The sequence below is a fragment of the Ekhidna sp. genome (genome assembly GCF_039940915.1).
In the GTDB taxonomy this organism is placed as follows: Bacteria; Bacteroidota; Bacteroidia; order Cytophagales; family Cyclobacteriaceae; genus Ekhidna.
On record NZ_JBDVFO010000001.1, the window covers coordinates 28,692 to 41,891 of the forward strand.

Consider the following 13,200-nt stretch of genomic DNA (forward strand, 5'->3'; position numbering starts at 1 on the left):
ACAAAAAAAATTCACAGGAGGAACAAAAGAATGCCCGATAAAAAAAGAAAAGATGCACCAAAACCCCGCCCTGGAATCCAAGGCTGGCTAATTGGAGGACTACTAGCGCTCGTTATTGGGCTCACAGTATTTTCAAATGACAGTGGAGCCGTAACAACGACATACCGCTCATTTGAAAAAATGGTGAGATCAAATGACGTTCAAAAAATCGTTCTCATAAAAAATCAAGACTTCATAGAAATAACACTTAAGCCTGAGGCTCTTAGCAACACCAAGTACAAGATTGAGCTTGAGCAAAATAAGAGCATCCTCAACAGTGGCGGAGGCCCTCACTATAAAGTTGAGATTGTGAGCATCGACAAGTTTGTAAAGGATTTTGAAGAGCTAATGGCTGACATCCCTGATGATCAACGATTTGATTACAAAATTGAAGAAAGAGGTGATTACACCAGCATTTTCTTTAATTGGGGATTTCTTGTTCTACTGATTTTTGGATTTTGGTTCTTGATGAGGAGAATGACCGGAGGCGGTGGCCCTGGAGGACAAATATTTAACATTGGAAAATCAAGGGCATCCCTATTTGATGCAGAGAATAAGGTAAAAATCACTTTTTCTGATGCCGCAGGTCTTGAAGAAGCCAAAGAGGAGATTCGTGAAATTGTTGAGTTCTTGAGAAATCCAGGAAAGTTCACTAAACTCGGTGGTAAAATCCCTAAAGGCGCCCTACTTGTAGGCCCTCCGGGAACAGGTAAAACTTTACTAGCTAAAGCGGTAGCAGGAGAAGCAGGTGTGCCGTTTTTCACGCTATCCGGATCAGACTTTGTGGAGATGTTTGTAGGCGTGGGGGCTGCAAGGGTAAGAGACCTATTTAAGCAGGCAAAGGAAAAAGCGCCTTGTATCGTCTTTATTGATGAAATTGATGCAATTGGACGATCTAGAGGTCGTGGGCAAATGCCAGGTTCAAATGACGAACGTGAGAACACCCTAAACTCACTTCTTGTGGAAATGGATGGGTTCTCTACGGATGCAGGAGTAATCATTCTAGCGGCTACAAATAGACCCGATGTTTTAGATTCTGCGCTACTAAGACCTGGACGATTTGACCGTCAGATAAGTATTGATAAGCCAGACATAGTAGGTAGAGAAGCCATTTTTAAGGTTCATATCAAACCTATTCAGCTGTCTAAAGACGTAGATACTAGAAAACTTGCTGCACAGACACCTGGATTTGCAGGTGCGGAGATAGCCAATGTATGCAATGAAGCAGCACTTATAGCCGCACGAAAAGACAAGTCCAAAGTAGATATGGATGACTTTCATGATGCGATTGATCGAGTGATTGGCGGTCTTGAAAAGAAAAACAAAATTATTTCTCCAGAAGAGAAAAAGATAGTTGCTTATCATGAAGCTGGTCATGCTGTTGCAGGTTGGTTTCTAGAGCATGCAGATCCATTGGTTAAGGTGAGTATCGTACCAAGAGGTGTCGCAGCCTTGGGATATGCTCAGTACCTACCCAAGGAACAATTTTTGTATCAGACTGAACAGCTGATGGATGAAATGTGTATGGCTTTAGGCGGACGAGTTGCTGAAGATATCATCTTTGGGAAAATCTCTACCGGTGCTTTGAGTGATCTTGAACGTATAACAAAGCTTGCATACAGCATTGTCACTGTTTACGGAATGAATGATAAAATTGGCAATGTCTCATTTTATGATTCTAAGCAATCTGATTACAATTTCACTAAGCCTTACTCTGACGCAACAGCAGAGCTGATTGATAAGGAGGTTAAGGCATTAATAGATGTTGCGTATCGGAGAACGAAGAAACTTTTGCTTTCAAAAAAGAGTGAGCTTGAGATACTTGCTCAGGAATTATTGAAGAGAGAAATCATTTTTCAATCTGATCTCGAAGGCCTAATAGGTAAACGACCATTTAAAAGTCAAACGACCTATGATGCCTTTACGAATGGAACTTCCGACGAAGAAGAGGCAGAAAAGAACGAGGTGAAAAATGCAGACCTAAGCAAGGTGAAAAACGATGTGAAGGAGGCCGTTGAAAAAGAAGAATCGACTGCCACTGAAAAAAGTGAATAAAAGATGAAGGTAGAACCTCAGCTTATTAGCACTTTTAAGGAGCTACCTTCAAATAAAAAACTCTATTTCGCAAGTGATTTCCACTTAGGAATTCCTGATGAAGAATCATCACTGCAACGCGAAAAGAAAATTGTTAGATGGCTGGAGCATATATCACAGGATGCTTCAGCTATTTTTTTGGTTGGGGACATCTTCGATTTCTGGTTCGAGTACAGAAATACAGTTCCGAAAGGATTCATTCGATTTCAAGGAAAGCTGGCTGAATTAAGCGATAAAGGGATCTCTATTCATTTTTTCACAGGCAACCACGACTTATGGATGCGGGACTACTTTCCAACTCAGCTTGGTATTGCAGTCCACAATCATCCCATAGTATTAGAGGTAAATAACACAAAGCTTTTTGTAGGTCATGGAGATGGGTTGGGCCCTGGAGATCTATTCTATAAGCTTGTGAAACGTATTTTCGTCAACAGGTTATGTAAGTGGCTTTTTCAAAGAATTCATCCAAATTTAGGTGTATCACTGGCTCAGTATTGGAGTAAGAAAAGTCGACTGGCCAATGGTGAGCAGGATGAAGAATTTCAAGGTGGGGATGAGCGACTATGGCAGTTTTGCAAATCCATTAATGAAAAAGATCGTTTTGATTGCTTCATATTTGGGCATAGACATCTTCCCATTGAAATGCAGGTATCAGAGAACTCGACATACTTTAACTTAGGGGAGTGGGTAACTCAATACAACTACCTGGAATTTGATGGGAAAAAAGCTATGCTTAAGGTTTTTGAAGATTAGTCTTCTAATTGCATTGTCATTCACTTTAGAAGGGCAGCAGTTGGAAGAAACCAATTCAATTTCATTGAAACAGCCCCCTAGTTCCTATTCAATAGATTTTCAGGGAAACTTATACGTAGGATTTGATGATGGCAGGCTTTCTAAATATGATGCCCACGGTCGGTTTCTTGAAAACTTTTCACTTTCAAATAATTCATCCATTACTCTCATAGATGTTCAAAATAACCTCAGAGCATTTTTATTCTATTTTGACATTCAACAGGTCACAATTCTAGATCGATTTTCATCCGTTCCGAAAAATTACCCCCTATCAGATTTTAGTTTAGAAATTAGCATGATGGCTTGCCCCTCACCTGACGGTGATTTCTGGATTATAGAAAACAATCCGCAAAGACTCAAAAAGATCAATCCGCTAAGAAAAGCCACTGTTCTGGAAGCTCAAATTTCAATAGGAAATACAATTCGGCGAATGCAAGCCTATCAGAACATACTTGTGATTGGCGATGAAAGTGGCCTTCACTTATTTGACTCGTTTGGAGGAATAGTTCAAACCATCCCCATTGAAAATCTCATCGACTTTCATATTGCAGGAGGCCAACTTTATGCTTTCACAGCAAATCAGATCTTGGAAATAAACCCTTTTAAAGGTGTTGTAAATGCAACAATAGACCAACCTAAAGAATCAAAGATGCTATTGAAGTCTAGAAATGGATTCGTTTCTGTATTGAATAAGAAATTGACTTTTTATGAGTCTGCTAGTTCTGAACGGTAGATTATTTACCTCGGTATAGATCAAGGATTCGCTTCCTCAATATAATGGTATACTTCGCATTGATCAACTGAGCCTCTGCACGGTTTTTATTGTTCAAACTTTCTAAATAGGAATAGAAGTCCGTATTACCGGTCTCAAATCTTTTCTTAATAAACTCAAAAGTTTGATTCAATGCCTCATAATTTTCCTGAGCGGTTTTATAAGACGTCTGCGCTGAAACTAAATCTAGATAATCTCTTTGTGCGGCATTCGTTACATCTAACATTGCCTGTTCATTTTGAAGCTGCGAATTAAGCATTGCAACCTTGGAATTATCAATGCTGTTTTGAATCTGATACCTATTGAAAATAGGAATGCTCAGCGTAACTCCAGCGCTATTACTTGGTGTATTTTTGAATTGCTCAGCATACTCAACATCAACTGTTGAAGCGTAGCTTCTCGAATGGGACGCACTCGCTGTAATCGACGGATATCTACCACTTTTCGCCTGCTTAAATTGAGACTGTGCTGCATCACGATTTTCATTCGAACTCTTCAACATAAATGAGTATTGCAATATCTCGTCCAGCACCTGATTATATTCGTCATACTCAATAAGTATCTCTAAGTCCTCAATATTTAAAGGAGCAATTTGAACACCCTGGTAGCTTTCAATCTGGATGGACTGCAATAGGTTCAATAAATCAGATTGGTATTGATTTTTAAGATTCACATTGTTCAATCTTTCATTGGCAACCTGAGACTGAAAATTGTATACCGCATCTAGGTTGCCAACTCCTACTGAAACCCGCTTCTTCTCACGATCCAACTGCTCTTCCAAAAACTCTAGTCTTTGATCTGAAATACGGACATTTTCAACGTCTACTAGAACATTCAGGTAGTTTCTAATGACGGTAGCTTTAATGGTTATTTTACTATTCTCCAATTGGAATTTGGATGCCTCAAATTCATGCCTTCTTCGACTCAATAAATGATGATTGGCGAAAGCATTAAACAAAACCATACCAGAAGAAATTGATGGTCTCGAGGATCGACTTGTATTAGATACTACGTCTCCCGCTGAGTTAATATTATTTCCATCAAAGTAACTATACCCTCCACTTGCGTTGAGGTTTGGAAGGAAGTTGTAAAAAGCTTGTCGCTTATTAGACTGGGCCCCTATTAAATTATTTTGATTTTGTTTAATAGTCAAGTTTCTACTGCTTGCCATTTCTATACACTCCTCCAGTGAAAGTACTCTTACAGAGTCTTGAGCGGAGGCTGAAATTCCAAGTAATAAGATGATCCCGAAAATAAATTTTCGCATGGTTTTAAGGTCTTGATAGTTTTCGAGTAAGGATACAGTTGTCCTGATCTACCTAAAAAAGGTAGACCAGGTAACTGTTCGTGTAAGTATGAAGTGAATTACACTAAAGCTTCTTTTGCGTTGATGTTTTCAGATACAATCTGACCATCAAATAAATGCACGACTCTATGAGAATATTCTGCATCTACTGGTGAGTGAGTTACCATAATTACTGTAGTCCCAGCTTCATTAAGCTCAGTAAGTAGGTTCATCACTTCTTGTCCGTTTGCCGAATCCAAGTTACCAGTTGGCTCATCCGCCAGAATTAATTTTGGCTTAGCCACTACCGCTCTTGAGATAGCAACACGCTGCTGCTGACCTCCAGAAAGCTGCTGAGGAAAGTGGTTTCTTCTGTGCATAATTTTCATATGCTCCATCACTTCCTCTACTCTTTTCTTACGCTCTGCCGCAGAGTACTTCAAGTAAATCAATGGCAACTCAATGTTTTCAAACACTGTTAGCTCATCGATCAGGTTAAAGCTCTGAAATACGAAACCAATATTCGCTTTTCTGAGATCCGCCCTTTGACGCTCCTTGTATTGAGAGATTTCCAAATCTGTGAAATGAAATTCCCCTTCAGAAGGGTTGTCCAATAGTCCTATTATATTGAGTAATGTGGATTTACCACAACCAGATGGCCCCATGATGGCAACAAATTCGCCTTCTTTGATGGTCAGATTTACACCAGCAAGTGCTGTTGTTTCAATCTCATCCGTGTAGTAAAATTTCTTTAAATCTTTCGTTTGAATAAGTGCTTTAGCGTTTTCCATGATTTATTGAGTTTAGTCTTTGGATTCTATTTAAAAAATACTTTCAGTTATCTAATTGGTTACTTAATTACAAGGATGTCTTTGTCTTCATATCCTCTATATGAAGAGACAACAACTTTCTCTCCAGGTTGCAATCCCTCGACAACTTCATAGTAGCGTTGATTTTGACGCCCTAATCTAATGTCTCTTCTGACTGCTTCAGTTTCATCTTCATTCACTACGAAAATCCAGTTTCCGCCAGTGGTTTGATAAAAGCTTCCCCTCGGAATTTGAACAGCAGTGATATTTTCACTTAGCTGCAATCTGATTTGAAGCGTCTGCCCTCTTCGTATCCCATTCGGAATTGTATCAAAGGCCATATCTACTTCAAACAAGCCACTGTTCACTTCTGGATACACTTTTGTAATCGCCAAACCGAAATCATTTCCGGCAAAAGTGAAGGTACCATTCAATCCTGCATATATCCTAGATATATAATGTTCGTCAATAGTTGCACGAACCTTAAAACCATTTAAGTCATCTATCTGTCCAATGTTCTGTCCAGTAGCGATTGACTCACCTACTTCTACATTAACTGTAGAGAGTCTTCCATCAATTGGAGCCTTTATATAAAGATTTTCCAGATTCTTTTTAATCATGCCCAGGTTGTTTCTGGTTCTTATCAATGTCTCCTCCGTCTGTCTTATTTGAATGACTGCATTTAAAGAATCAAACCTGTTTGACTCAATTTGAATTTTACGATTATCCTTCAAGCGATTATACTCTCGTTTTAGGTTCAAAAACTCTTGCTCAGAAATAATTTTATCTTCAAAAAGTTTTTCACCACGCTCATATGCATCTTTAGCTGCATCAATTTGGTAATCAAGCTCAATTAAATTTCTCCGAAGATCGAATTGATTCCTCTGCAAGCTCAGCTTGGTGTTTTCAAGATTATTCACAAGAATTGAAGCCTGTGTTTCTTCCCTTACAAAGCTTTGTATAAGATCATTGTTTGCAAGTGTCAAGATTGTATCTCCCTTTTTAAGTAAAATTCCACCATCATAGAACTTGTCTGCTACCACTCCGCCTTCAATCGCATCCAATCGAATGGTTAAAATTGGAAGAACATTCCCATCCACAGGGATGAATTCCTGAAAATCTCCTTCATGCACGGTGGCAATGTTGATTTTGTTCCTTTCTACATTGAGCCTGGTTCCACCACCAGACAGGAAAAAGTTATACCCTATGAAGAAAATCAGTAGTGCAGACCCTGCGTATATCGCGATCTTCTTTACGGTCCACTTTTTCTTTTTAATCTTTCTGTCCATTGACAATTTGGTCGTTTAGGTTTTCGGTCGCCAGTATGCCAATAAGAATGCCATTAATTATAAACACCTATAAAACAAGCACTTACGCAATAAACTCATGCAACACACAGAAATAGCATGTACAGAATAGTACAGAAAAGTGTTCACAAACGATCACCGATTGTCGGGATGGAGCGAAAAAAAGCATGGGGAAAGAGAGTTTCTAAATCCTAGACGGAAGGCAAAAAAAAAGGTCCAGGAGGACTAACACCTGAACCCAAAGGTCAAAAACTCAAAATAAAAAGGACTAATGACTTCAATGTTAGCAAAAAATCAAATGAAAAAAAAATCAAAACAGTAATGATTTTTATTCGTTATGATAGTTTTACTATTATATTTGATAGTTAAATAAACAATGATGATAGCAAAACTTCAGATTCAATTGAACTCGGCTCTTTATTTAAGAGATCCCCAATCAAGTGACTTAGGTCAGAAAATTGTTCAAGAAAGCATCGTTCTTATTGATAAAATAGGATTTGAGTCCTTCACATTTAAGAAGTTGTCTATTCACATTGGCTCCACCGAAGCGTCTATCTATCGATATTTTGAAAACAAACACCGCTTACTCATCTACCTGATTTCATGGTATTGGAACTACATAGAATATCGCATTTCTTTTGAGACACACAATATTTCGGATCCCGAGGAGCGATTAAAGATTGCCGTTCTGATGATTAGCACCAAAGTCGAGGATGACCCCTCTTTCCCGGGCATTAGCGAATCAATTCTTCAACAAATAGTGATCAATGAATCTGACAAAACATATTTGACCAAGAATGTTGATGAAATAAACAAGGAAGGTGTTTTTAGAGGATATAAGTCCTTATGTGAGACCATTGCTTCCTACATGATTGAAATTAACCCTGATTTTAAATTCCCGCGATCACTTACTAGCACTAGTCTGGAAGCTGCTCATCAACAATTATTTTTCGCAGAACATCTTCCAAGACTTTCAGATGTCAAAAAGGAGAAGGACATCTATGAGCAGAATTACCAATACTTATTAACCATCATTTTCAATTCTTTGAAAAAATGAATAATCAGCAAATAATCAGGTGTCTTCAGGAGTGTGCGATAAAACTCAAGATGGATTTGAATATTTCAAATCTCAAAAACGTGGATATGATTCCTCGTCAGTATGAAGCTAGCGAAATAGCGGAGTTTCAAAGAGATCTCATTGAAGCCGCAAATGATGCAGGCGTTGTGCTGATTGAGAAATATCTTAATAAGGGCACACTTAAAGATTTAATCACCGATAATAAAACACCATTAATTGTATTTGTAGAGCAAGAAGGTTTCTATCCTGCTTTTTTAAGGCAGCACAAGAAGAAAATGCTCTTGGAATTCATCACGAATGCCGGCGATTTAAAAGTTCTTGAAATTGACAATCTGGAGGATATCCATTTTTCAACCAATACCCATGGTGAAATCTTTACCCTTTCATGTTTTGCTTATCAAAGCTTTATGTCGGGTACGGAGGATAAGAAAATCTCGCCTGTCAGGCGATTGTTTCAGCTTTTATCCGCAGATAAGAAGGACATCTTCTTTGTATATGTATATGCCGCATTAATTGGTTTTGTGAGTTTGACACTCCCTCTTGGAATTCAGGCCGCAGTTGAGCTCATTTCAGGGGGAGTCGTCTTCAGTTCAGTATACCTACTCATAGGTCTCATTATCATTGGAACTTTGGGGACTGGAGTTCTTCAGGTGCTTCAAATCACCATCGTAGAGTATTTACAACGCAGGGTGTTCACCAAATCCGCCTTCGAGTTTGCTTTTAGAGTACCGAGAATAAAAATGGAATCGGTGCTGAATATGCACATGCCAGAATTGATGAATCGGTTTTTTGATGTCCTCACCCTCCAAAAAGGATTACCTAAAATCTTGATTGACCTATCTACTGGAATTATTCAAATTTTATTTGGACTACTATTATTGGCATTTTATCACCCCTTTTTTATTGTATTTGGATTGGGCTTACTCGGCTTATTATTCCTCATATTTTTCTTCACTGGGCCGAAAGGGCTCAAAAGCTCTATCAAGGAATCAAAGTATAAATACAAAGTAGTTTATTGGCTAGAAGAGATGGCCAGAACTCTGTATTCCTTCAAGTTGGCTGGAAACACTGTTTTGCCCCTTAGAAAAACAGATTATTTAGTCAATAATTACTTAGAAAACAGAAGTGCACACTTCAAAATTCTAATTTCTCAATATGCTTTTATTCTTTTATTCAAAGCAATAATCACAGGCGGGCTTTTGATATTGGGGACTATACTAGTTATTCAAAGAGAAATCACCCTGGGCCAATTTGTAGCTTCAGAGGTAATCATCATACTTGTATTAGCCTCCGTAGAGAAAATCATCATGTACATGGATGTCGTGTACGACATGCTCACTGCAGTAGATAAAATCTCTCAGGTTACTGACTTGCCATTAGAAAACACCGGAGGTATTGACATTCCAGAAGGTCAACTTAAAGATGGTTATGAAGTAAAAATGGATGATGTATCCTACACCTATCCTGGTGGAAGAAATGCGTCTCTCAAGAACATTACATTAAATGTAGACAAAGGGAAATCTCTCTGCATAAGTGGTGGAAGTGGCTCTGGAAAAACCACTCTCACAAACATCATAGCTGGCATTCATCAGAACTATACAGGCATAATGACCTACAATGGATATTCTTTAAGGGATTTGGATGCGACTTACATTAGAGACAGAATAGGTAAAAACGTATCACAGGAGGACATCTTTGAAGGAACAATTCTAGAAAATATATTGGTAGGAAAGCCCACATCAGATATAAAAAATGCACTGGATGCAATCGAGGATGTCGGACTTAAAGATGATATAAACAGGTTGCCTAACGGCCTGAATACAGAGATGCTAAGCGGTGGAAAAGGATTCTCATCCTCCTTTGTCAACAAACTTGTATTGGCAAGGTGTCTCGCAAAGCGACCCGCCATGCTAATCCTGAATGACTTTTTTAACAATTTTTCCAAGCGTGAAAGGTTAAAGTTGATCGAACTTGTAACCGATGAAAAAAGAAAATGGACATTGATAGTTGTTTCAAATGATCCGCTGGTAATGGCCGCATGTGACACTGTCCTATTTCTAGACAAAGGTGAGCAAAAAGCTTTGGGGCCATTTGAAGAATTGATCAAAAAAGAAGAAATCTTAAAAGATATTTATTAATGGACCATTTAGACAAACTGGCGGAAACACAACTGTATTCCCTTAGGACATTAAAGTCTCCTGTTATAGGACGGACTGTAGCCAAAGTACTGATGGTGATTTTCGGGATATTTCTCATGTTTCTATTTCTCCCGTGGCAGCAAAACATCAGAGGTAAAGGAAGGCTTACCGCCTTGAATCCTAGTAACAGACCTCAAATGGTTGAATCTGCAATTGCTGGACGAATCACAAACTGGAACATCATTGAGGGAGACTATGTCAATAAAGGGGATACTCTTTTGACTATTTCTGAGATCAAAGACAAATTCTTCGATCCAAATCTTGTTGCTCGAATACGTGAGCAACTTGACGCTAAGAATAAAGCGGCAGCAGCCAAAGACAACAAGATAACTGCGCTAAACAATCAGGTAAGTGCCTTAGAAAGTGCGGTTGTGGCAAAAATGGCACAGGCCAGAAACAAGCTTCAACAATCCAGACTCAAACTGGAAGCTGACTCGCTGGCCTTTATCGCGGAAAAAGTCAACTTCGATAATGCAAAAAGTGTCTTTGACAGAAACAAAAATCGGTTTGATGCAGGCAACATCACTTTGACCAAGTTTCAGGAGATTGAAAATAAATTTCAAATGAGTGGAGCTAAAGTATTGAAGGTTGAGAATGAATGGCTACAGCGAAAAGCTGATTTAGCCAATTCAAGACTAGAACTGGCGTCCATTGAAGCTGAATATATGGATAAAATCAGTAAAGCTCAGTCCAATCTGAATGAGACAATTGCGAGCAGAAATGAGACACAAGCTCAAATTTCGAAGATGGAGAACGAGCTTACCAATGTCCTTGTTCGTCAGTCTCAGTATCAAATCATTGCTCCTCAGTCTGGCTATGTTGTGAAAGCCATTAGTGCCGGTCTAGGTGAGACAATCAAGGAAGGAGAAGCAGTGGTAACTATCCTTCCTCAATCAAACGATATGGCATTTGAGATGTACATAGAAGCCATGGATATGCCATTGATAAGCAAGGGTCGAAAAGTGCGCGTGGAATTTGATGGCTGGCCCGCCTTGCAATTTTCCGGTTGGCCAAATGCTTCTGTAGGAACATTTGGTGGAGTAGTGGCGGTCATAGATCGTGTTGAAAGTAAAAACGGCATGTTTAGGATTATTGTGAAGCCAGATCCTAATGATGAAACCTGGCCTGATTTACTTCGAATTGGTTCTGCTGCTAAAGGTTGGGTAATGCTCAACGATGTATCTATCTGGTATGAAATATGGAGAAACATGAATGGCTTCCCTCCTACCATGTATGAAGACATTGAAACCGAAGCAAAAGACGAGAAAAAATGAAAAACTTGATATTCATCTTTCTTGTTGTTCCTAGGCTTTTGCTTGGACAAGGTGATCCGTTGAGCGGTATCATTCAAAGTGATACCACTTACCTATCGCTGGAAGATGTCTTGAAAATGGCACTTTCTTATCATCCCATTGTCAAGCAAGCAGACCTTCTCAATGAAAATGCCGTGGCTACCCTGCGAGAGGCTAGAGGGCAGTTAGATCCGAAAATTGAATTGAATTACAGTCTAAAAGATTTCAAAGAAATTGAATACTATAACCTCTTAAATACCACATTCAAGATTCCAACCTGGATCGGGATTGATCCCAAGATAGAGTTTACACAAAACACCGGACAGTTTCTAAATCCCGAGAATTTCATCTCTAATACCACTGATAACCAACAAGTGGCTGTAGGAGTATCTGTGCCTCTTGGGAAAGGACTATTCTTTGATGAGCGAAGAAACCTGATACGGAAAGCAGATGCTTTTTCACAAATAGCCGAAGCGGAACAAATCAAAGAGGTAAACAAAATCCTCTTCACGATTATCAAAGATTATTGGAACTGGTACCTATTCCATCAAAAGCGTCAATTGATGCTGCAAGCAATCGACTTAGCTCAAAACTTATTTGATCGCACATTGATAGACTTTGAGTTTGGTGAAGCCGCTGTAGTGGATACCCTTCAAGCCAAAATCAATCTTCAAAAACGTACAGTAGATTTCAGAAAAAACCAGTTAGAATATGAGCTTTCTAAGCTAAACCTATCAAAACACCTGTGGTCGGAAAATCTCATTCCGCTTGAATTGCAGCAAAATGTCCTCCCGGATTCATCCACCCTTTTCAGCACCCCTAGAGATACTCAACTAAAAAGTGCCATAGAATTTGCACTCACTAGTCACCCCGAAATTGGAAAACTGGCGGGGAAAAGAAATCAATTGGACGCTGACCTCAGATGGGCAAAAGAAAGCATCAAACCACAGATAGACTTATCCTATTCTTTTATAGATGCTCCTCTGGATCCGAATTTCAATGGTGGTTCCGTTGACTTTGGTGAAAATTACAAAATGGGGATTGACTTTGCCTTCCCTATCCTCTTAAGGAAGGAACGAGGCAAACTTCAACAAACTCGCCTGAAACTAAGGAGCAATGATTATGATTTAGCGCAAAGTCAAATTGCCATTAAAAATGAAGTCTTGGGAGCCTATGCTCAAAGCACTGCCTTCCAGGATTTACTCACTCAATATCAAGGAGTATCACAGAATTACAAAAGGCTACTCGAAGCTGAGATTATCAATCTTCAAAATGGGGAGACGGATATATTTAAGCTAAATATCCAGCAAGACAAGTACATAGAAGCTCAAAATGAATACTATGATGCCTTCGCAAAATGGGAAAAGAGTAAAGCTGAGTACTATCACATAACCGGTGTTCCTATACTTGGGCTAGGTGATCTGTTCAATATTGTAAAAAATCCGTAGCAAACTGTTCACTTTCGAACATTTATTTCATTACATTTAGCTTTTAAACTACACTGTGGACATTTTAAAGTCTTGGCACAGTTGTA

10 protein-coding genes are annotated in these 13,200 nt (G+C 39.0%); 7 read left to right on the forward strand and 3 right to left on the reverse strand.

Going from position 1 to position 13,200, the window contains the following annotated elements:
* The first annotated feature begins 30 nt into the window (after positions 1-30).
* From ftsH to ABJF57_RS00150, 3 genes are read left to right on the forward strand one after another with little or no spacing between them, the layout of a single operon-like run.
* Positions 31-2,094: an ATP-dependent zinc metalloprotease FtsH gene (ftsH, locus tag ABJF57_RS00140; RefSeq protein ID WP_462235664.1), complete on the forward strand. Its 2,064-nt coding sequence runs from the start codon at positions 31-33 to the stop codon at positions 2,092-2,094.
* A gap of 3 nt (positions 2,095-2,097) precedes the next feature.
* Complete coding sequence (locus ABJF57_RS00145; protein WP_462235662.1) at positions 2,098-2,886, forward strand: UDP-2,3-diacylglucosamine diphosphatase; 789 nt, start codon at positions 2,098-2,100, stop codon at positions 2,884-2,886.
* Positions 2,849-3,658 (forward strand): hypothetical protein, encoded by an 810-nt coding sequence (locus ABJF57_RS00150; RefSeq protein WP_462235660.1) that lies wholly within the window; start codon positions 2,849-2,851, stop codon positions 3,656-3,658. The genes ABJF57_RS00145 and ABJF57_RS00150 overlap by 38 nt, the downstream gene beginning before the upstream one ends.
* A 1-nt stretch (position 3,659) precedes the next feature.
* On the opposite strand, the gene ABJF57_RS00155 is transcribed toward ABJF57_RS00150, so the two are convergent.
* The 3 genes from ABJF57_RS00155 to ABJF57_RS00165 form a co-directional block, all read right to left on the reverse strand.
* Positions 3,660-4,964 (reverse strand): TolC family protein, encoded by a 1,305-nt coding sequence (locus tag ABJF57_RS00155; protein WP_462235658.1) that lies wholly within the window; start codon positions 4,962-4,964, stop codon positions 3,660-3,662.
* A 98-nt stretch (positions 4,965-5,062) separates the two neighbouring features.
* A complete protein-coding gene (locus ABJF57_RS00160; RefSeq protein ID WP_436515278.1) occupies positions 5,063-5,773 on the reverse strand; it encodes an ABC transporter ATP-binding protein in 711 nt (236 codons plus the stop codon).
* 59 nt (positions 5,774-5,832) lie between these two features.
* Complete coding sequence (locus ABJF57_RS00165) at positions 5,833-7,080, reverse strand: efflux RND transporter periplasmic adaptor subunit (protein WP_462235656.1); 1,248 nt, start codon at positions 7,078-7,080, stop codon at positions 5,833-5,835.
* A 394-nt stretch (positions 7,081-7,474) separates the two neighbouring features.
* Here ABJF57_RS00165 and ABJF57_RS00170 point away from each other — a divergent pair, with 394 nt between their 5' ends.
* Genes ABJF57_RS00170 through ABJF57_RS00185 form a run of 4 tightly spaced genes read left to right on the forward strand, consistent with a single transcriptional unit; the run spans position 7,475 to position 13,114 of the window.
* On the forward strand, positions 7,475-8,155 hold the full coding sequence (locus tag ABJF57_RS00170; RefSeq protein WP_462235655.1) for a TetR/AcrR family transcriptional regulator: 681 nt from the start codon (positions 7,475-7,477) through the stop codon (positions 8,153-8,155).
* Positions 8,152-10,314 (forward strand): peptidase domain-containing ABC transporter, encoded by a 2,163-nt coding sequence (locus ABJF57_RS00175; protein ID WP_462235653.1) that lies wholly within the window; start codon positions 8,152-8,154, stop codon positions 10,312-10,314. The genes ABJF57_RS00170 and ABJF57_RS00175 overlap by 4 nt, the downstream gene beginning before the upstream one ends.
* Positions 10,314-11,648 carry an HlyD family secretion protein gene (locus ABJF57_RS00180; protein ID WP_462235651.1) on the forward strand — a complete coding sequence of 445 codons (1,335 nt, stop codon included), beginning with the start codon at positions 10,314-10,316 and terminating at the stop codon, positions 11,646-11,648. The genes ABJF57_RS00175 and ABJF57_RS00180 overlap by 1 nt, the downstream gene beginning before the upstream one ends.
* Positions 11,645-13,114: a TolC family protein gene (locus tag ABJF57_RS00185; protein ID WP_462235649.1), complete on the forward strand. Its 1,470-nt coding sequence runs from the start codon at positions 11,645-11,647 to the stop codon at positions 13,112-13,114. Before ABJF57_RS00180 ends, ABJF57_RS00185 begins: the two co-directional genes overlap by 4 nt.
* Positions 13,115-13,200: the final 86 nt, after the last annotated feature.

Coding starts and splice junctions, on each gene's coding strand:
- ftsH (WP_462235664.1), top strand. CDS start 31: ATGCCCGATAAAAAAAGAAAAGATGCACCAAAACCCCGCCCTGGAATC.
- ABJF57_RS00145 (WP_462235662.1), top strand. CDS start 2,098: ATGAAGGTAGAACCTCAGCTTATTAGCACTTTTAAGGAGCTACCTTCA.
- ABJF57_RS00150 (WP_462235660.1), top strand. CDS start 2,849: ATGGGAAAAAAGCTATGCTTAAGGTTTTTGAAGATTAGTCTTCTAATT.
- ABJF57_RS00155 (WP_462235658.1), bottom strand. CDS start 4,964: ATGCGAAAATTTATTTTCGGGATCATCTTATTACTTGGAATTTCAGCC.
- ABJF57_RS00160 (WP_436515278.1), bottom strand. CDS start 5,773: ATGGAAAACGCTAAAGCACTTATTCAAACGAAAGATTTAAAGAAATTT.
- ABJF57_RS00165 (WP_462235656.1), bottom strand. CDS start 7,080: ATGGACAGAAAGATTAAAAAGAAAAAGTGGACCGTAAAGAAGATCGCG.
- ABJF57_RS00170 (WP_462235655.1), top strand. CDS start 7,475: ATGATGATAGCAAAACTTCAGATTCAATTGAACTCGGCTCTTTATTTA.
- ABJF57_RS00175 (WP_462235653.1), top strand. CDS start 8,152: ATGAATAATCAGCAAATAATCAGGTGTCTTCAGGAGTGTGCGATAAAA.
- ABJF57_RS00180 (WP_462235651.1), top strand. CDS start 10,314: ATGGACCATTTAGACAAACTGGCGGAAACACAACTGTATTCCCTTAGG.
- ABJF57_RS00185 (WP_462235649.1), top strand. CDS start 11,645: ATGAAAAACTTGATATTCATCTTTCTTGTTGTTCCTAGGCTTTTGCTT.